15 protein-coding genes and 1 pseudogene are annotated in these 18,671 nt (G+C 63.2%); 6 read left to right on the forward strand and 10 right to left on the reverse strand.

All coding sequences use genetic code 11. The features are described 5' to 3' along the window. Positions 1-38 precede the first annotated feature (38 nt). Positions 39-1,169 (forward strand): hypothetical protein, encoded by a 1,131-nt coding sequence (locus tag AC1DVV_RS15710; RefSeq protein ID WP_477701986.1) that lies wholly within the window; start codon positions 39-41, stop codon positions 1,167-1,169. A gap of 97 nt (positions 1,170-1,266) precedes the next feature. Here AC1DVV_RS15710 and AC1DVV_RS15715 read toward each other — a convergent pair whose 3' ends face one another. The 4 genes from AC1DVV_RS15715 to AC1DVV_RS15730 form a co-directional block, all read right to left on the reverse strand. Beyond that, positions 1,267-2,607 carry a PQQ-dependent sugar dehydrogenase gene (locus tag AC1DVV_RS15715; RefSeq protein ID WP_477701985.1) on the reverse strand — a complete coding sequence of 447 codons (1,341 nt, stop codon included), beginning with the start codon at positions 2,605-2,607 and terminating at the stop codon, positions 1,267-1,269. Positions 2,608-2,740: 133 nt separating this feature from the next. Beyond that, positions 2,741-3,199: an Lrp/AsnC family transcriptional regulator gene (locus AC1DVV_RS15720; RefSeq protein ID WP_457281426.1), complete on the reverse strand. Its 459-nt coding sequence runs from the start codon at positions 3,197-3,199 to the stop codon at positions 2,741-2,743. 560 nt (positions 3,200-3,759) lie between these two features. Continuing rightward, complete coding sequence (locus tag AC1DVV_RS15725; RefSeq protein WP_477701548.1) at positions 3,760-5,892, reverse strand: sensor histidine kinase; 2,133 nt, start codon at positions 5,890-5,892, stop codon at positions 3,760-3,762. Next, positions 5,889-6,614, reverse strand: a complete 726-nt coding sequence (locus AC1DVV_RS15730) for a response regulator transcription factor (RefSeq protein ID WP_477666461.1) — start codon at positions 6,612-6,614, stop codon at positions 5,889-5,891. The genes AC1DVV_RS15725 and AC1DVV_RS15730 overlap by 4 nt, the downstream gene beginning before the upstream one ends. Before the next feature lie 208 nt (positions 6,615-6,822). Here AC1DVV_RS15730 and AC1DVV_RS15735 point away from each other — a divergent pair, with 208 nt between their 5' ends. Together AC1DVV_RS15735 and AC1DVV_RS15740 are read left to right on the forward strand one after the other, a co-directional pair. Further along, positions 6,823-8,106, forward strand: coding sequence for an SPFH domain-containing protein (locus tag AC1DVV_RS15735; RefSeq protein ID WP_457281430.1), 1,284 nt, complete (start codon positions 6,823-6,825; stop codon positions 8,104-8,106). After that, entirely contained in the window at positions 8,106-9,530 is a 1,425-nt protein-coding gene (locus AC1DVV_RS15740; RefSeq protein WP_457281431.1) for a hypothetical protein, read from the forward strand. Before AC1DVV_RS15735 ends, AC1DVV_RS15740 begins: the two co-directional genes overlap by 1 nt. A gap of 19 nt (positions 9,531-9,549) precedes the next feature. On the opposite strand, the gene AC1DVV_RS15745 is transcribed toward AC1DVV_RS15740, so the two are convergent. Further along, positions 9,550-10,392 carry a creatininase family protein gene (locus AC1DVV_RS15745; RefSeq protein WP_457281432.1) on the reverse strand — a complete coding sequence of 281 codons (843 nt, stop codon included), beginning with the start codon at positions 10,390-10,392 and terminating at the stop codon, positions 9,550-9,552. A 167-nt stretch (positions 10,393-10,559) separates the two neighbouring features. Further along, positions 10,560-10,787: pseudogene (locus tag AC1DVV_RS15750) on the reverse strand (IS1595 family transposase); the annotation flags it as partial. Between the two features lie 228 nt (positions 10,788-11,015). On the opposite strand from AC1DVV_RS15750, the gene AC1DVV_RS15755 reads away from it, so the two are divergent. Then, positions 11,016-11,228: a hypothetical protein gene (locus AC1DVV_RS15755; protein ID WP_477666459.1), complete on the forward strand. Its 213-nt coding sequence runs from the start codon at positions 11,016-11,018 to the stop codon at positions 11,226-11,228. A gap of 98 nt (positions 11,229-11,326) precedes the next feature. On the opposite strand, the gene ubiA is transcribed toward AC1DVV_RS15755, so the two are convergent. From ubiA to recG, 4 genes are all read right to left on the reverse strand, one after another. Beyond that, a complete protein-coding gene (gene ubiA / locus AC1DVV_RS15760; protein WP_477701547.1) occupies positions 11,327-12,175 on the reverse strand; it encodes a 4-hydroxybenzoate octaprenyltransferase in 849 nt (282 codons plus the stop codon). 166 nt (positions 12,176-12,341) lie between these two features. After that, positions 12,342-12,866 carry a Dps family protein gene (locus tag AC1DVV_RS15765; RefSeq protein ID WP_477666457.1) on the reverse strand — a complete coding sequence of 175 codons (525 nt, stop codon included), beginning with the start codon at positions 12,864-12,866 and terminating at the stop codon, positions 12,342-12,344. A 91-nt stretch (positions 12,867-12,957) separates the two neighbouring features. Further along, positions 12,958-13,959 carry a LysR substrate-binding domain-containing protein gene (locus tag AC1DVV_RS15770; RefSeq protein ID WP_457281436.1) on the reverse strand — a complete coding sequence of 334 codons (1,002 nt, stop codon included), beginning with the start codon at positions 13,957-13,959 and terminating at the stop codon, positions 12,958-12,960. 47 nt (positions 13,960-14,006) lie between these two features. Beyond that, the gene (gene recG / locus AC1DVV_RS15775; RefSeq protein WP_457281437.1) at positions 14,007-16,157 is read right to left on the reverse strand and encodes an ATP-dependent DNA helicase RecG; all 2,151 of its coding nucleotides are present in this window, start codon (positions 16,155-16,157) and stop codon (positions 14,007-14,009) included. Between the two features lie 256 nt (positions 16,158-16,413). Between recG and queA the strand changes: the two genes are divergently transcribed. Continuing rightward, a complete protein-coding gene (gene queA / locus AC1DVV_RS15780) occupies positions 16,414-17,475 on the forward strand; it encodes a tRNA preQ1(34) S-adenosylmethionine ribosyltransferase-isomerase QueA (RefSeq protein ID WP_457281438.1) in 1,062 nt (353 codons plus the stop codon). A 31-nt stretch (positions 17,476-17,506) separates the two neighbouring features. Next, positions 17,507-18,670 carry a tRNA guanosine(34) transglycosylase Tgt gene (tgt, locus tag AC1DVV_RS15785; RefSeq protein WP_457281439.1) on the forward strand — a complete coding sequence of 388 codons (1,164 nt, stop codon included), beginning with the start codon at positions 17,507-17,509 and terminating at the stop codon, positions 18,668-18,670. Position 18,671: the final 1 nt, after the last annotated feature.

The raw sequence follows: 18,671 nt of genomic DNA on the forward strand, positions 1-18,671 counted from the left end.
AAGCAAAGATACTTTGCGGCAATATGACCGCCGCCCTGATGCCCAGCCTTCGTCCTGTCGGAATTCGCCTTCACGGTGAAACAACCGGCGCGCTGGCAGCTTCCACTTACAGTTTCCTGGTGCAGCTTGAAAAGCTCGGCCTGCAGGACGCCGTGGAAACCAGGGAGATTTTTCCGGGCTCCACCGCCGCAAGAAGCTTCTGCCTGCCGGACGGCCTCGCCGCACAATGGGCGCCCGGCCTGGACACCCTGGGCCTGGCAGAACGGCTGCAGCTGGATACGCTGAACAACAGCGAAGACCTGGAACGAGAGATTCTTCTGGCCATGCTGCTCAGCCCGGTCGCGTTTGAATTTCCCAGCCATGCGGAGCTGGCATCGGCAGTGCGCATACGCCGCAACATCGTGCTGGCTGCGCGCAAGACTGCACTGGAATTTCACACCACCGAAGTCAACCGGCCGGAGGACTGCTGGGTCTACTCGGAAGACGCTGGCTTTACCGTCAAGCCCGGTCACGCATTGATTCCCGCCCTGGAAAAAGCCACCCAACCCGAGGCCTCGGGCAAGCTGTATTCCTTTTCCTGCTACCGCGCGACCGAATACGTGATCCTGCTGGCCATCGCGCAGGAACTCGAAACCTGCAACCCGCCGTTGCTGGCCGCGCTGCAGCAGCGCTGGGAGCGCCAGGCCATCATGTCGGGCAAATTCCACGACGTGTTCCTGCGCGAATACGGCACGATGGAACAACCCCTGCCGCCCAGGTATTACGTGCCCGGCGACCGGCTATGGTTCCGAAACCCCGATGAACACTCTTCGGACGTTTCGGGCTATGAAGGCTCCTGGGTGTTCTACATCGGCAACGGGCAGTTCACCAACTTCTGGAAACGCGAGCAGCCCTACACCCTGACGGCCAAATGCCTGGAGCTGTTTCACTGGCGGCATGCCACCTACACCGACGAAGCCGGCGAGTTGCGTATCAATGAAAGCATCGTGGAAGCCGGCGTCAAGGCCTCCAGCACCGACCCGGCCGAGACGGCACGAATCCTGGAACTGATGCTGCGCATGCGTGAACCCAAGGGCGTGTATGCATCGGGCGGGTGCATAGACACTTCGCGGGAACATCCCCGCTGGGTCTGCCCGGGTACCGCCGACATGGTGTTGCCTACAGCCTGATGCAATTTCAGGCAGCATAGTCGCTATTAAATTAATAGCTGCTTGCGCTCATAAAATAAGGGCTTCAGGCACTTTCCCCTTAAGAAACCCAAACCTTCTATTTCGGCTGGCTAGCGCTCACCCGCCAGACCACGTTGCCCACATCGTCAGCCACCAGCAGCGCGCCGCGCTTGTCCATCGCCACGCCCACCGGCCGGCCGTAGGCATGGCCTTCGGGGCTCAGGAAACCCGTGAGCACATCCACCGGCAAACCGGCCGGCAAGCCCTGGCGAAAAGGCACGAACACCACCTTGTACCCGCTGTGCGGCACGCGGTTCCAGGAACCGTGTTCACCGATAAAAACTCCCATGGCCAGTGATGGCGGCAGCGCATTGCCTTCTGAAAACACCATGCCCAATGGCGCGACATGGGAGCCCAGCGCGTAGTCGGGTGAAACCGCTTGCGCCACCAAGTCCGGACGCGGCGGCTTGACGCGGTCGTCCACGTGCCGGCCGTAATAGCTGTAGGGCCAGCCGTAAAACACACCATCGCGCACCGAAGTCAGGTAGTCGGGTACGAGGTCGCTGCCGATCTCGTCGCGCTCGTTCACCACCGTCCAGAGTGCGCCGCTGCCGGGTGCCCAACCCATGCCGTTCGGATTGCGCAGGCCAGAGGCAAACACGCGGTGGCTGCCGGTTTTGGCATCGACCTCCCAGATGGCGGCGCGGCCAGTTTCGGCCTCCATGCCGCGTTCGCCCACATTGCTGTTGGAGCCGACGGTGACATACAGCTTGCTGCCGTCCGGACTGGCAATGATATTTTTGGTCCAGTGGTGGTTGATGGGGCCGGCCGGCAGGTCCACCACCTTGACGGGCGCCGCCGTGATGCGGGTCTGGCCCGGCTGGTAAGGAAAGCGCACAACAGTATCGGTGTTGGCCACGTAGAAATCGTTGCCCACCAGTACCATGCCGAAAGGCGAGTTGAGGTTTTCCAGAAACACGCTGCGGCTTTCGGCCTTTCCGTCGCCGTCGGCGTCGCGCAGCAGGGTGATGCGGTTGGCCGTGGGCGCGCCGGCGCCGGCCCGGCCCATCACCTTTTTCATGAACCAGCCGCGGATGCCCTTGCCATCTTCCGGCTTGGGTGGCGCATTGCTTTCAGCCACCAGCACGTCGCCGTTAGGCAGCACGTAGACCCAGCGCGGATGGTCCAGGCCGCCAGCCAGGGCCGTCACGCCCAGGCCCGCCATGGGCGTGGGCATAGCACCCTCGGGCCAGCCCTTGGCCGGCGCAATGTTCACCGTGGGAAACAAGGTCTTGTTGGGTTTGGGCAGGGTTGGATTGGCGCCCATACCGGCCTCCGGCGGCAACAGGGCGGTGTCACCGCACGCGGCCAGCGTACAGGCGAATGCCGCGCACAGCGCCAGAACATGCCAGACGCGTTGACAGGCAATCGATCGCATAAAACCCCCTGAAGAAATGACGGCAATGCCCGCGCCCTGCATGATGCAGGGCATTCGTCAGTGTGGGCGGGTGAGGTTCGCGCAGCTGTCAGCCGGCCCCAACGGCCGCTGTCAGCGCTGACCTTCGCCTGGCTCAGCCCGTCAGCAGGGGCAGGTCAGCCTTCTTGAGGGTGCGCAGCACAAAGCTGGACTTGCTGTGGCGTATGCCTTTGATCTTGTAGAGCCGCTCGCGCAGCAGGCGCTCGTAGTCCTTGGTGTCGTGCACCGCGATGCGCAGCAGGTAGTCGTATTCGCCGGACACCAGATAAGCCTCTATCACCTCGGGGATCGCCGCCAGCGTCTCGCCGAATTTCTCCAACGTGTTGTCGGAATGGCTGTCCAGCGTGACCTGCACCATCACCGTGTCGCCCAGGCCCAGCGCCTGCGCATTGAGGCGCACCGTGTAGCCCTCGATCACGCCGGCTTCCTCCATCTTCTTGATGCGGCCCCAGCAGGGCGAGGGGCTCAGGCCCACGGCCTGACCGATGTCTTGCAGGCTGGTGCGCGCGTCAGCCTGCAAAACCTGAAGGATTTTCCGGTCTAAAGTATCCATTCAGGTAATTTATCTGAAATTTTCTGTTTTACAGATTTTTTATCTGTTTATGGGAAATTCAGCAGCAAATCAGGCAAATTATTCGGCCACTCCCGGGAGATACTTTCTTCCATGGCAGCGGACTTACCGGTCCGTCTGGCAAGACAAGGCCTCCAGCGAGTTACCGCTCACTGGGGGCTTTGATTTTTATTCCATTGCTAATTCGCTGCGATAGGTCGTTACGCCGCCTTGCCGTGCCAGGGCCTGCCAATGCCATTTATGCAAATGCGAATGGGGTGAAAACGGTGCCAATCAAGGCGCGCGACGACGCCCAGACTTTTGTCTGGCTAGAAGCGCAACGCCGAGTGGCGCCGTTTTCACCCCATTCCCTCCGGGTTGCGATCAAAAAGGCCTTGCGCGGCGTTGCAAAGCCTTGACGGGGTCTACCCCGCCTGCGTTTTGCGCCTTGCTCAAGGCCTTTTTGACTCGCAACGCATCTGCATAAATGGCATTGGCAGGCCCTAAGCACTGTCTGCGGCGGCGCGCCTACTCTCGCAGCGAATTAGCAATGGAATCAGGGATCAGCCGACAGCGCACTGCAGGCGCAACTCCAGGCAAACACCGCTATCCCGGTTGTACGCGGTGATGGTGCCGCCCATCTTGGCCATATAGGTTTTGGCGACAAACAGGCCCTGCCCGCGCTGTCCCGCCACGCCGGTATCTGGCTGGTCAGACACGCCGTACTCGAAAATCTTGTCCAACAGGCCGGCCTCGATCTGCGGGCCCTGGTTGCTGATGCTGATCACTGCCTCGGGCGCTGTGCCTTCCTGTGCCTGCCGCGACAGCGTGATGCGAATCAGGCTGCCGGGCAAACGGTAGCGATCAGCGTTGCGCAGCACATGTGACACGACATCTTCCAGCGAATACTCGTCGGCACGCACTCTGACCGGCTGGGCCAGCGGATCAAAAGCCACACCGGGAATGCCCGCGGCCTCAGCGTTGCGCGCCACATGGCTCAGGAATTCATTGGCATCCAGCGTCTGCAGATTGAGCGCGGTGGATTCAAAGGCTTCGCTGGGCGACGCACTGCCGTAGAGCACGCGCACGGCCTGCTGCATGCGGCTGATGTAGCGGTGCGCCGGGTCGTCGGCACTTCCGTGCAGCACCATGAGCGATTGCAGGGGCGACATGATTTCGTGGCCTACCGCGTGCCAGGTGTCTTTTTCCTGGGCGACGCGGATCTGTTCGCGGCGCACGTCTTCATTGACGCGCTGCAGCAGGTCTTGCAGGCCGCCGGCCAGCACACCCAGCTCGTCGCCGCCGCGCAGGTCGGCCAGGTCAACCGTCGCCAGGTTGTCGCTGGCGCGCACGCCCTTGGACACGGTAGCGGCGCGGCGGGTGAGTTCGGTGATGCGGCGGATGATGCGCAGCTCAATGGCCAGCCAGGTCACAAAGATGGCCAGCAGCATGGCCCCCACAAACCAGGACACACGGGTGGCCACAGCCGTCAGGGCCTTGTTGACGGTGCGGATGTCGCCGGTCAGCGTGAGCTCATAGCGCCCCAGCGGCGTGCTGATGATGTCGGTGCTGGTGATGGGTGCGTCGTAGCCATCGACTTGCAGCCGGCGTATCAGGTAAGCGATCAGGGGGGAGGAGCGCTCTGTCGCCTCTGCGCCGGACAGCGCCACGATGTCAGTGCTGGCGCCGGCGGCGCCCAGCTTGCGGATGCGCAGCTTTTCGCCGGGCAACAGCAAGGGGGTGAGCTCAGCCCATGAGAATGGCGCCGTGGCGCCTGCGGCATTGCTGTCAAACAACGGCTTGCCCTCGCCGGGGGCCAGCATTTCCACCTGCACCTTGATCTGGTCCAGGTCAGCCGGCGGCCAGACGATGCCCGCAGGCCCTTTGGTAAACAGGGCTTCGCGAAAAAGCTCCACCGGCAGGCGCACGCTGACAAAGGCACGCCGGGCACAATCAGGGTCTGCCGCCAGCGTGCCGTCCACGCAGCGGCTGTCTTGCCAAAGCCAGCCGCGGAAGTCGCGCACGGGCCGGCTGGCCGGCGTGATCGGGCCCTCATCGGCAAAGCCGACCAGCCGGCCTCTGGCATTGGCAAGAGGCGAGGCGTTGCGCCCCTCGTCCATGGCCTGCATGGCCTGGAAAGGTGCGATCCAGCGGGAGCGCTGCCCGCGCATGTCGACCGTGATGCGGGCGCGGTGCGCCTGGCTTAAGTCCAGCGTTCCGGAGATGTGCGACACCAGGGGCCCGCTGTTGAAGCTGCCGACGGCATAAAGAAAACCGCCGGCAAAGGGGTTGTTGCCGACGGCCACGCACATCGACGCCGCGTCGGGGTATTGCACCAGGCAGCCGGCCATCTCCACTGCCTGCTGGGCCTTGTTGCGATCGTCGAAATCGAGGGCCGAAAAAGGCAGCACCAACGGGCGCAGCGGCGTCACCTCATGCTCGTAGGCCGTGGGGTTGAGCAGCACCAGCTGGCCCGTGGGATGGCGCAGCTTGGCGGCGATCTGCGCCTGGTTCTTGCGAAAGCCGTCCTGGTAATTGCGGTAGCTGCGCTCCTTTTCGTCTTGCAACACGGCGATGGCCAGGGCGACGGTGGCCAATGCCAGCAGAAAAAAAGCGCCGCGAAAAAATACGCGCAGGCCGAAGGGTACGCGCGCCGGCAGCAGGCGCTCGACATCCAGGCGGGTGGGCAGCTTCACGCCTTGCCTCTGCCGCGCGGGGGCTCCGGCGCCTCAGCCCAGCGAAAGCCTCGCATCGGGATGTTTTCAATGCCGTCAAAGGCCGCATCGATTTCCTTGAACGCGTCGCGAATCGTGCTGACGTGCTTGCGGATGTTGTCGCGGTTGCGGCCGCTCTTGACCACCTGGTAGAGGTCGTCGTAACTCACGACCTCGCCGCGGCGCGCGTGCAGCGCTGCCAGGATGCGTTGCGCCGTCAGCGGCAGATTCACGCGCTGCCCGCGCCAGATGGCGGTGTTCTGTCGCAGCGGGTCCAGCTGCAGTTCCTGGCTGTCGCCGGCTGGCGCCCTGCCTGCGGGTTTGGCCTTGGCGGTCCGCAGGATGTCCAGGAAGGTCTCGATGAAGTCGGCCTCCTCAAACGTGGTTTTTTGCAGATAGTCCCAGGCGTCCAGAGCTTTCATGATGCTGCGGTAGATGGCGGCCGGCATGGCGGACACCACCAGCACGGGCGTACCCTGCCGCTGCTTGTTGATGGCGTTGATGATGGCCACGCCGGCATGGCGTTCGCGCCCCAGTTCGATGTCCAGCACCACGGCGTCATAGCCTTCGCGGGCAACGGCGGCCTCGGCATCGTCGCGGTTGAACCACTGGTCGACCTGGATGCCCGGACGGGCCGATTCAATCCAGCCCTTGAGCTGGTTGCTCATGGGCAGGTCGTCTTCGATCACGGCAATTTTGGTCATGAGGCCTCAAGAGGATGGGGTGTCGCCATTATGGGTGTGGCCTGCGCCAGGCCGTGTGAGTGTTTCTTCCGTTGGCGGAGGGTTGCCGCCGCCAAACCGTGCAAAGACACCGCGCAGGCGCATTGAATGCTCCGGGCCCGATTCGAACAATGGAGGCCAGAGAAAGCGCAACCCGCGCCTCTCGCCAAACCAACCGGAGGAGCCCATCATGAACCCACGCCTTAGCCGTATTTCCCTGCGCATCCGCGCCATCTTTTCCAGGGGGGTGCGCGGCACCCGCCGTATCGCTGCCACAGGGGTGCAGCGCGCCGCCAGCGCCAGCGGCCTGATGATCGCCACCGCCGCGGCGGGCGCGGTCGGCTACCTGCTGTGGGTGCACCCTCCCATGGAATCGGTGGCGCGCGGCGACGTGGCGATTCGCACCAACCAGCTGACCGGCGGCGTCGACGAATTCCGCGAAGGTTCCCTGCTGCTGCTGCCCGGCCTGCACGAGGTGCGTACCTTCTCGCTGCGCGACCAGGTCTACCGCCCTGAAGGCAGCAGCCGTGCCGACGGCCCCTCGCCCTTCCAGTCGATTGAAGGCATGTCGCTGGGTGTGGACATCACGGTGCGTTATGCACTGGACCCCACCAAGGTGAACGCACTGTCGAAAAACCTGCCTGACGACATTGCCGGCCAGATCGTACAGCCCGCCGTGCAAGGCGTGATCTACAAGACCTTCACCCGCTACACCGTACGGGAGATCTTCTCAAGCAAGCGTGCCGAGATCCAGCAGCTCATCGAAGCCGAACTCAAACCCAAGCTCGCGGCCGACGGCATCCTGCTGCGCACGGTGCAGATGGGCAAGGTCGACTTGCCCGCAGATTACCGCCAGGGCATGGACAAGCTGCTGGCCGAAGAGCTGGCCACGGAAAAGATGCGCTACACGTTGGCCCTGAAGGAAAAGCGCGTCAAGGAAACCGAGCTGGACGCGATGGCCGAAAAAATACGCCGTGAAACCAATGCGCAGGCCGCCGCCAGTGAACAGGTAATTGCAGCCAAAGCGCAGGAAGAAGCCATGAAACATGTCCTTCCCTTCAAGCAAAAGCAGATCGAGCAGCGCCAGCTCGAAGCCGAAGCCGACAAGCAGTCACGCATACGCACGGCGGAGGGCAGCGCCCAGGCGCGGCGCATCGAGGCATCGGGCGAAGCCGATTCGCGCCAGAAACTGGCGGATGCCGAAGCCTACCGGCTGGACCGCGTGGGCAAGATCAACAGCGAGCAGATGGCGCGCGAAGGCGTGCTGATCACGCGCCACCCGCTGCTGATCCAGAAGACCATGGCCGACAAGCTGAGCGACAAGATCACCGTGATCATCGCCCCGCCCTCCACCAGCGGCGGCTTTGTGGGCGCGGGCCTGCTGGGCGGCGCGCCCAAGGCCGGCCGCACCGTGGCGCAAGCGCCGCGCGACGCCGGCACGCAAGACAACAACGACAAAGAAGAGGCCGAATAATGATCACCACCGCACTTCTTACCCTCGCCATCGTGACGCAGGACCAGGCCACCCTGCGCGCCGCGCCGCGTGATTCGGCCGCACAGCAGGCGGCCCTGTGGCAAGGCGACGCGCTCGAGATCCGCGGCCAGCGCATGGATTACCTGCAGGTCTACGACCACAGGCGTGAACGCGCGGGCTTCATCCACGTGAGTCAGGTTCGCACGGTCTCGCTGCAGCCCGAGGACGCGCCGCAGCTCCTCTCGGTGGTGCGCTTCCTGCGCGAAAGCCCGGGCGCCGAAGCCCTGGGCATTGCGTACACGGCCGCTTACCTCAAGGCCGCGCCGGCAGACGCCATAGGCGCGGAAGCCTTTGATGCGTTGGGCACCATGGCCGAACGCCTGGCGCGCCGCGCCTCCATGAAGCACGGCAAGGCCACGAGTGACGTGATCTCTGCGCACATGGAAGTGGCCACCTTTTATGGCGTGAACTTCAAGGGTTATGAGCAGAACGGAAGCATGCAGCTTTGCTACAACGGCGAGGCCTTTCGCCGTGTGCTGGCGCTGCCATCCGACGCCGAGCAACGCGCACGCGCCGCGCTGGCCGTGACCCGCCCCGACTGCATGAGCCCCGACCTGCATCCGCAGGACCGCTTCACGCAAGACCAGTGGCGCGCCGAAGTGCTGGACAAGGTCAGCGCCGCGCAGTTCGCCCAGTTGCCTGAAGTCAGCAAAAACCGTTTGCGCCTGCGCCGTGCCGGCGTGCACGCCAGCCTGGCGTTTGAGCAGGCGCGCCGGGCCGAAGCACCCACGGCAGCCGCCCAGCGCGCCCTGGCGGAACTCGCGGCGGTGAACAAGCTGGAGCTGACGGACAACGACAGGCAGGACTACAACGACGCGGCGATTCGAGTGGGCGCCTCACGATGGGGCGCTGAAACCGCGCTACCCCGCTTCGCCAAACTGACGGTAGCCACCGAGACGGGCCAGGCCGGCGAAACCTGCGTGGCGCTGTACGAAAACAAGGCCGACGGCAAACCCGGCAAGGAGGCCGTGGCCAGGCGCTGCACCTACGGCATCGTGTGGACCGCGTCCGCCAGCGCCCACCCGGATGGCCAGGCCCTGGCGCTCGCGGTGCAGCCGCTGGACGCCTGGCGCGAGCTGTGGGTGTTTCGCAAAAGATCCGGGCAATGGACGATTGAGGTGCTGCCGCCCGCCAGCAATGGCCCCGAGTTGGGCTATGTGGAATTTGCCGGCTGGGTGCGCGGCACGCCTCACATGCTGCTGGCCCGCGAGACCCGCATTGCCGGGCGCCTGCGCCGCAGTTTCGAGGTGGCGCGCATGGACAGCTTGACGGCCGAGAAGCAGGCCGGTGACCCGGGAACGCTGGCGGCCTTCGCCCGTTCGCAGGACGCCGCGTGGAAGCGCCAGACCGTGATCCTGCGCTAAATACCCGCCCCGCAACAGCCTAGAACGCGGTTTTATCGCTCAGCGTATCAGCCGGCAGTTGGTCGATCTCCGACAGAAGCCGCGCCAGGCTGCGCCCCGCTGCATTCAGCAGGGCGCGGCCTTTGTCTGCTGTAGCGGCAGCCGCATTGCCCACCGCACCCTGCGGGTTGTAGTCCTGCATCTGCCAGGCCAGCTTGGCGCTGCGGCCGTCACCCAGGATGCTGAACTTCGCAGCCCTGTCCTGTGAAGTGGAGTGAAAGTTCTGCGCCTTGGCCATGTCGACCTGACCCGGCTTGAGCGCCAGCATCATGGAGGTTTCGATCTCGCCGGCGTGGATGCCGAAGCGGTGCTCTTCGGCACTGAACAAATCATTCACGGACTTGCCATCCTCACCTGTGAGCGGCAGGTTGAACCAGTTCACGCTGTAGACCAGCATGCCCAGCCGGGCCCGCAGGTCGCGCGCCACCACGTCCAGCAGGCCAACCTGGCCGCCGTGCGAATTGAGCAGCACCAATTTCTTGACCCCCGTTTGCACAACGGATTCGGCCAGCTCGGTCCAGAGCCGGATCACGGTCTCGGCTTTTAGCGTGAGCGTGCCGGCAAAGCGATCGTGCTCGGGGCTAAAGCCCACCGCCTGCGTGGGCAAAAACAGCACCGGCTGCGTTGGGGGTAAATGCGGCAAAGCGGCTGCAATCACACCTTCCACCAACGTCGCATCCACATTAAGCGGCAGGTGCGGGCCGTGCTGCTCCACCGCGGCCACCGGCAGCACCGCAATACAGCGGGCCAAGTCCAGGCGCGAAAAGTCAGGGCTTTTCAGGTCGGGCCAGAAACGGGGTGGGTTGGCTGCATCGAAGGTCATGGAGGGTATTTTGAGCTATCTGGCGATGCCGGGGGCTGGGGACTTCTGGCTGGTGGCGAATCGAAACAGTTCTGACGAGCGGGCAAATCCCCAGGCTCTGGCGGCTCAACCGAGCGTGAAAGCGCACCGATCGCCATCAATCAGGGGCTTAAGAAGCAAAAATCCCGTTAAAGAGGATTGTTTCCCGGCAAGGATAGCAGCGACTTGTACAGGCTGCAGTGGCGGTGGTTGAACCTGAACTCGGTTTCCTTCAAGTGCAGTTAGAAGGTGTGCCTGAGTGCACCGCTGAACTGCACCAGACGTCGCTTGGCATAGCGCCAGAAGCTCTCGATACCGTTGACGTGAACTGAGCCCCGGGCAAACTCATTGTTGCCGCGGTTGACCCGCAGGTGTCTTCTGGTGATGAACTTTGCCTCTTAAGCCCCTGAATTAATAGCAATATGATTCTTTTGTCGTGGCAGCACGTGGCCATGGGATTTGCGGATGACCGCGGCCGGGCAAGTCAACCGCCCTGCGAGGGAAGACGTTGAAGAAGAGCGTCTGTCACGGCTGCCCTGGTCCTTCGTGGACAGTTCACCCGGCAACACCCGCACCATAACTTTTCCAACATCCGGAGCTTCCCCATGAACAAATTACTGTCCACCCTCATCAGCGCAGCCGTCCTCGCCATGCCCCTGGCCGTGATCTCCACGCCAGCAGCGGCCCAGGCCGCCGCACCCGCAGCAGCCCCTGCCGCCGCACCTGCCGAAAAAGCCGCCGCGCCCACAAAAGCCAAGGCAAAAGCCAAACACAAGGTCAAGCACAAGGCCAAGGCAAAAGCCAAAAAATCGGTGTAATTTGCGGATGAAGTTCCGCTGAGCCCTTGATCAGGCGGCAGGAATTGAAAAAGCCCGCAGATGCGGGCTTTTTTATGGCCGTCTGTTTCGGCGCAGGCTCAACGGCCCAGGTACGACAGCGCAATTCCCGCAAATACCGTAAAGCCCAGCCAATGGTTGAGCCGAAACGCCTTGAAACAGTCATCGCGCTCGCGCTTGCGGATCAGCCAGCCGTGCCACAGCGCCTGCCCGAACGCCACCGTAATTGCTATTAAATAAATAGCTGGTTGCGCAATATCCATAAGGGCTACAGCCCAAATTAACAGAAAAATCAGGTAGCTGAGCATGACGCCCGCCACATCGAACCGCCCCAGTGTGATGGCCGACGTTTTCATGCCGATCTTCAAGTCGTCGTCACGGTCGACCATGGCGTATTCCGTGTCGTAGGCAATCACCCAGAACAGGTTGCCCAGCAATAGCACCCAGGCCAGCAGCGGAATGCGCGACTGTACGGCGGCAAAAGCCATCGGAATGCCAAAGCTGAAAGCGACCCCCAGCACCGCCTGCGGCATGGAGACATAACGCTTGGCATACGGATAGACCAGCGTTACAGCCAGCGCGGCGAATGACCAGGCGATGGTGACGGTATTGGTGGTGAGTACCAGGCCAAAAGCCAGCAGGGCCAGCACGGCTCCCAGCAACAGCGCCTCCCTGACGGAGACGGCGCCGCTGGTCACGGGCCGCTGCGCCGTGCGTTTGACGTGGCGGTCAAAATCGCGGTCGGCCACATCGTTGACGCAACAACCCGCGCTGCGCATCAGGAAGGTGCCCAAGGTAAACACGGCCAGCAGATGCCAGCCCGGAAAGCCGTGCGAAGCTACCCACAGCGCCGACAGGGTCGGCCACAGCAGCAGCAACCAGCCCGCCGGGCGATTCCAGCGGATCAGTTGCAAATAATTGGCCCCCACGCTTTTCACTTCGTGTAATGCGCTGCCCCCCGAGGGGGCGCTGCGCCTGCGGCCCGGCAAAGCCGGTTCCGCGGCCCCTGCTGGCGAAGAAGCGTCCCTCGCGCTGTTTGCCTGCAGCGGTGCTGATTTGCCGTTATCAGCCTCGTCTGAAACGCGCATGCAAGACTTACTCTTCGAGCAAGGAGCGCAGCATCCAGGCCGTCTGCTCGTGCACCGTCAGGCGCTGCGTCAGCAAGTCCGCGGTCGGCTCGTCACTGGCCTTGTCGGCCAGTGGAAATAATTCGCGTGCCGTGCGTGCGACGGCTTCATGGCCCTGCACCAGGATACGCACCATCTCCAGCGCCTTGGGCGGCACCACAGGTACATCGGGAATCGACGCCAGCTTGCCGAACTGAGCGTAAGAGCCCGGTGCGGGATGGCCCAGCGAGCGGATACGCTCGGCCACCGGGTCAACCGCGGCCCACAGTTCGGTGTACTGCGTCATGAACATCAGGTGCAGCGTGTTGAACATCGGCCCCGTCACATTCCAGTGGAAGTTATGGGTGGTCAAGTACAACGTGTAGGTGTCGGCCAGCAGGCGGCTCAGGCCCTTGGCGATCGCTGCGCGGTCTTTTTCATTGATGCCAATGTTGATGGAAGGTGCGGGCTTGCCGGTGGTTTTGCCGGCTGGTTTGGCAGAAGACTTGGCCATGGTGTTTCCTTTTTTAAAATTCAGGGATAACTTTAACGAAATCAGGACGACGGCCGCAACAGCCGCCGTCAATGCCGGTCATAGACGGGATTCAAGACAGGCGGATGACGCCGGGCAGTTCGCAGGCGTAAATGGCGTTGCGCAGCGCGGCAATGGCCTCGTATCGCGTGAAGCTGCGACGCCAGGCCAGCACCACGCGCCGGCTCGGCACATCGCCGTCAAACGGCAGGTATTTGATGAACGAAGGTTGCTCTGCTGCCACCTTGCTGCGGCTTGCGGCGGGTTTTCCCTTGGCGGGTTTCCTGGCAGCTGCGGCCTGCTCGGCCAGAGCCTCCTTGGGCACGCCCAGTCGGGGCACCAGCGTGATGCCCATGCCCGCCGCCACCATGTGCTTGATGGTTTCCAGCGACGAACCTTCGAAGCTTTTGCTGATGCCTTCGGCGCTGCTGGAAAAGCGTGCAAATTCGGGGCAAACCTCGAGCACGTGGTCGCGAAAGCAATGGCCGGTCCCCAGCAGCAGCATGGTTTCCTTCTTGAGCTCCTCGGCCGTCACGCTTTTGCGGGACGCCAGCGCATGGGCGCTGGGCACCGCCGCCATGAAAGGCTCGTCATACAACGGCGCAATGGCCAGGTTGGTGTCGGGAAAGGGCTCGGCCAGGATGGCGCAGTCAATTTCACCGGTACGCAACTCTTCCAGCAACTTGACGGTGAAGTTTTCCTGCAGCATCAGCGGCATCTGCGGCGTATGCGCAATCGCCTGGCGCACCAGGTCGGGCAACAGGTAGGGGCCAATCGTATAGATCACGCCCAGCCGCAGCGCACCCGCCAGCGGGTCTTTGCCGCGCTTGGCAATTTCACGGATGTTGTCGGCTTGCTCCAGCACGCTCTGGGCCTGGCGCACGATTTCTTCGCCCAGAGGCGTCACGGTGATTTCGTTGGCGTTGCGCTCAAACAGCTTGACCTGCAGCTCTTCTTCCAGCTTCTTGATGGCCACACTGAGGGTGGGCTGCGAGACGTGACAGGCGTCGGCGCCCTTGCCGAAATGCTTTTCGCGGGCCACAGCGACGATGTATTTGAGTTCGGTCAGCGTCATGGGCTTATTGTGCTGCTTTTCTCAATCGCTGTATCGCGGGATGGTGCTTAGGCCTTCAGGTAATCGGCTTTGCCCCCCAGCCATCGCAGGATGTGCCGATGAGCCAGTTCCGCATGCCGGTCCAGCATCAGTGGCGCCCGCTCGCGTGCCCAGGCCAGCAGCGCGGCATCGGTCTCGAGATCGGCAAACCGCAGCAGCGGCGCGCCCGATTGCCGCGCTCCCAGGAACTCGCCGGGCCCGCGGATTTCGAGGTCGCGCCGGGCGATTTCGAAGCCATCATTGGTTTGCGCCATGGCTTTGAGGCGTTCGCGCGCCATCTCGCCGAGCCGGGACGCATCGCCGGTCGAATACAGCAGCACGCATGCCGACGCTGCCGCGCCGCGCCCGACACGGCCGCGCAGCTGGTGCAACTGGCTCAGGCCAAAGCGCTCGGCATGCTCGATCACCATCAGCGAAGCATTGGGCACGTCAACGCCCACCTCGATCACCGTCGTACTCACCAGCACGCCCATTTTCCCGGCGGTGAACTGGCTCATTACGGCCTTCTTTTCTGCAACCGGCATACGCGAATGCAGCAGCCCCACACTGACGCCGGGCAAGGCCGCGCTCAGCGCTTCATGCGTTTGCGTGGCATTGACCAGGTCGATGGACTCGCTTTCCTCGATCAGTGGGCAGACCCAGTAAATCTGCCGCCCTTCCGCCAGCTGCCCGCGTATGCGCGTGATCACTTCGTCGCGCCGCGCGTCGCTCACCACCTTGGTCACGATGGGCGTGCGGCCGGGCGGCAGCTCGTCGATGGTGGAGACGTCAAGGTCAGCGTAATAACTCATCGCCAGCGTGCGCGGAATCGGCGTGGCGGTCATCATCAAAAGATGGGGTTCCTGCCCGCCTTCAGTCATTTTGCTGCGCAGGGCCAGCCGCTGCGCCACGCCAAAGCGGTGCTGCTCGTCAATGATGGCGAGCGCCAGGTTTTTGAACTTCACCTTGTCCTGGATCACAGCGTGTGTGCCTATGACCAGACCGGCCTCCCCGCTCTCGATCAGCGCCAGCATCTCGCGCCGCTCTTTTGTTTTCTGGCTGCCGGTCAACCAGGCGGTCTTGATGCCCAGCGGCTCCAGCCAGCCGATCAGCTTGCTGAAGTGCTGCTCGGCCAGGATTTCCGTAGGCGCCATCAGCGCGCATTGCCAGCCCGCATCCATGCAGCGTGCCGCAGCCAGCGCCGCCACCACCGTTTTGCCGGCGCCCACGTCGCCCTGTAACAGGCGGTGCATGGGGATGTTTTTTTTCAGGTCCGCTTCAATCTCGTTGCACACGCGCTGCTGGGCGGCGGTCAACCGGAAAGGCAGGCGCTCCAGCAACTGGTCATGCAGCGTGCACTGCGTGCCGCGCATGGGCGGGCCCACCAGCGAAGGTGCGCGCATGGCTGCGCGTATGCGCCTGGCCTGCAGCTGCGACAGCTGCTGGGCCAGCAGCTCTTCGGCCTTGAGCCGCTGCCAGGCCGGGTGGCTGCGGTCTTCCAGCGTGGCCAGCGAGACATCTGGCGTGGGGTGATGCAAAAACTGTAGCGCCTCGCGCAGGTTCCATAAGGGCTGCAGCCTGTTTTCACCTAAAACTTCAGGCGGAAAGGTCTCGCGGAGATCAGCCCGCGCCAGGCCGCTGAGCACGGCTTTTCGCAGGTAGGTTTGCGGCAGTCCGGCCACGGTGGGATACACCGGCGTCAGCGCGCCGGGCAGCTCACCGCCGGCCAGCCTGAAGCTGGGGTGGATCATTTCACGGCTGAGAAAGCCGCCGCGGATTTCACCCCGCACCCGAACATGGGCGCCTGTGCTCAGCGTTTTCTGGTGAGCCGGGTAAAAATTGATGAAGCGCAGCACGCAGGTGTCGCTGCCGTCGTCTACCGTCACCCGCAGCTGTCGGCGCGGGCGAAAGGCGATCTCGCTGTGCGTCACCTGGCCTTCGATTTGCACCAGATCGCCGTCCCGCGCGTCCGCCAGCCGCACGATGCGGGTTTCATCCTCGTAGCGCAGGGGCAGGTGCAAGGCCAGATCGATGTCGCGGCGCAGGCCCAGCTTCTCCAGGGCTTTTTGCGCAGGGGATTTGGGCGGGGCTTTCTCAACCTGCGGGCGGAGCACAGCGTTGTCCCCGACTGCAGTCTCAGGCGGGACAGTTTTTCGGACGGAGGCACCAGGAGGCGACATGGGACAATTGTGCCGTCAACCTAGCAACCGCAGTTGACCGCTTGCAAACCTCTCAGAATCCGCTTGAATACCGTCACCCCTCCCTTCGCTGGCACTCAGCTTGTGCATAACAACGCTATGCACCCGATTGCGCCACCCGCACAGCACCATGCGGCGTTGCTCCGCCTTGTGGGCAACAGCCCACAGCGTTGTCGCGCCTTGCCTGGCGCAGCGCGGGCGGCACACTCGGGCGCATCCAACTGCGGTTTCTAGGTTTATGAAGCCCCATTTCACCCTCAGCGATTTTGATTTCACGCTGCCCGAAGAACTCATTGCCCAACACCCTGCCGCCCAGCGCAGCGGCTCGCGCCTGCTTGACGGGCGTGAAGACCTGCCAGTGGACCGACGGTTCACCGAACTCCCCGGCCTGTTGCTGCCGGGCGACCTGCTGGTGTTCAACGACACCAAAGTCGTCAAAGCCCGGCTCTTCGGCCAGAAAGCCAGCGGAGGCAAACTGGAACTACTGATCGAACGCGTGCTGTCGCCCCATGCGGATGCCGGCCATGAAGTCGCCGCCCACATGAAGGTCAGCAAAAAACCCCTGCCGGGCGCGGTGCTGCAAATGGACGGTGGCTTCACCGCCACGCTGCTGGGCCGCTGGCCCGAGGAAAGCGGGCCTCTGTATCGTTTCCGCCTGAGCAGTGACCCCTATGCGCTGATGGCGCAGCATGGCCACGTACCGCTGCCGCCCTACATTACCCATACCGACTCCGCGGACGACGAGCAGCGCTACCAGACGGTGTTTGCCAAAAACCCGGGCGCCGTGGCCGCGCCCACCGCGGCACTGCACTTCGATGAAGCCATATTGGCGCAACTCGAAGCGCGCGGCATCCAGCGCGCGAGCGTGACGCTGCATGTGGGTGCCGGCACCTTCCAGCCCGTCAAGGCCGAAAACATTGCAGACCACACCATGCATTTCGAGCGTTTTGAGGTCCCTTTGGCCACGCAGCAAGCCATTGCCGCGTGCAAGGCGCGTGGTGGCCGCGTGGTGGCCGTGGGCACCACCACTGTCCGGGCGCTGGAGTCGCACGCCAAATTCGGCCCCGACTGCAACGACACCAACATCTTCATCACCCCGGGCTTTGAATTTGCCGTGGTTGACCTGCTGCTGACCAACTTTCACCTGCCCAAAAGCACGCTGATGATGCTGGTCAGCGCGTTTTCGGGCTACGAACACATCATGGCGCTGTACCGGCATGCGATTGCCGGGCGATACCGCTTTTTCAGCTATGGCGATGCCATGCTGCTGGCCCGTAAAACCCCTCTGGCAGGCGCCTGATACACCCCTATACACCTGCGACAATCCCAAGATGCTCGAATTTGAAGTTCTGAAGACCGACGCCCCGGCCGGCGAAGGGGCCGGCGCCTACCTCGGCTCCTACGCCCGGCGCGGCAAACTGACGCTCAACCACGGTGTGGTGCAAACCCCCATCTTCATGCCGGTCGGCACCTATGGCACGGTCAAGGGCGTGATGCCGCAGTCGCTGCACGACATGGGCGCGCAAATCATCCTGGGCAACACCTTCCATCTCTGGATGCGGCCCGGCCTGGACGTGATGCAGCAGTTCGGCGGCCTGCACAAGTTTGAAAGCTGGAACAAGCCCATCCTGACCGACAGCGGCGGCTTCCAGGTCTGGTCGCTGGGCGAGATGCGCAAGATTTCCGAGGAAGGTGTGAAGTTCGCCTCGCCCGTGAACGGCGACAAGCTGTTTTTGACCCCCGAGATCTCGATGCAGATCCAGACGGTGCTTAACAGCGACATCGTGATGCAATTCGACGAATGCACGCCTTACGACACCAAGGGCCACATCACCACCGAAAGCGAAGCGCGCAGCTCGATGGAGCTGAGCCTGCGCTGGGCCGGCCGCTGCATTGCCGAATTCAAAAAACTGGAGAACCCCAACGCACTCTTCGGCATCGTGCAGGGCGGCATGTTTGAAAACCTGCGCCAGGAATCGCTCGATGCCCTGGTCGAGCTGGATCTGCCCGGTTACGCCATAGGCGGCGTGAGTGTGGGCGAACCCAAGGAAGAAATGCAGCGCATCATGGCGCACACGCCGCATCGCCTGCCGACGAACAAACCGCGCTACCTGATGGGCGTGGGCACGCCTGAAGACCTGGTCGAGGGCGTGGCCGCCGGCGTCGATATGTTCGACTGCGTCATGCCGACCCGCAATGCGCGCAACGGCCACATGTTCACGCGTTTCGGTGACCTGAAGATCCGCAATGCGCGCTACAAGACCGAAGACCAGCCGGTCGACGCGACCTGCGGCTGCTACACCTGCAAGAACTTCTCGCGTGCCTATATGCACCACCTGGACCGCTGCGGCGAGATGCTGGGCCCCATGCTGTCGAGCATCCACAATCTGCATTACTACCTGAACCTGATGCAGGAAGTCCGCGACGCACTGGACGCCGGCCGTTTTGGTGAATTCACCGCGCAGTTCCACGCCGACAGGCAGCGTGGCGTTTAAA

Source organism: Polaromonas sp. P3_B4 (genome assembly GCF_056402835.1).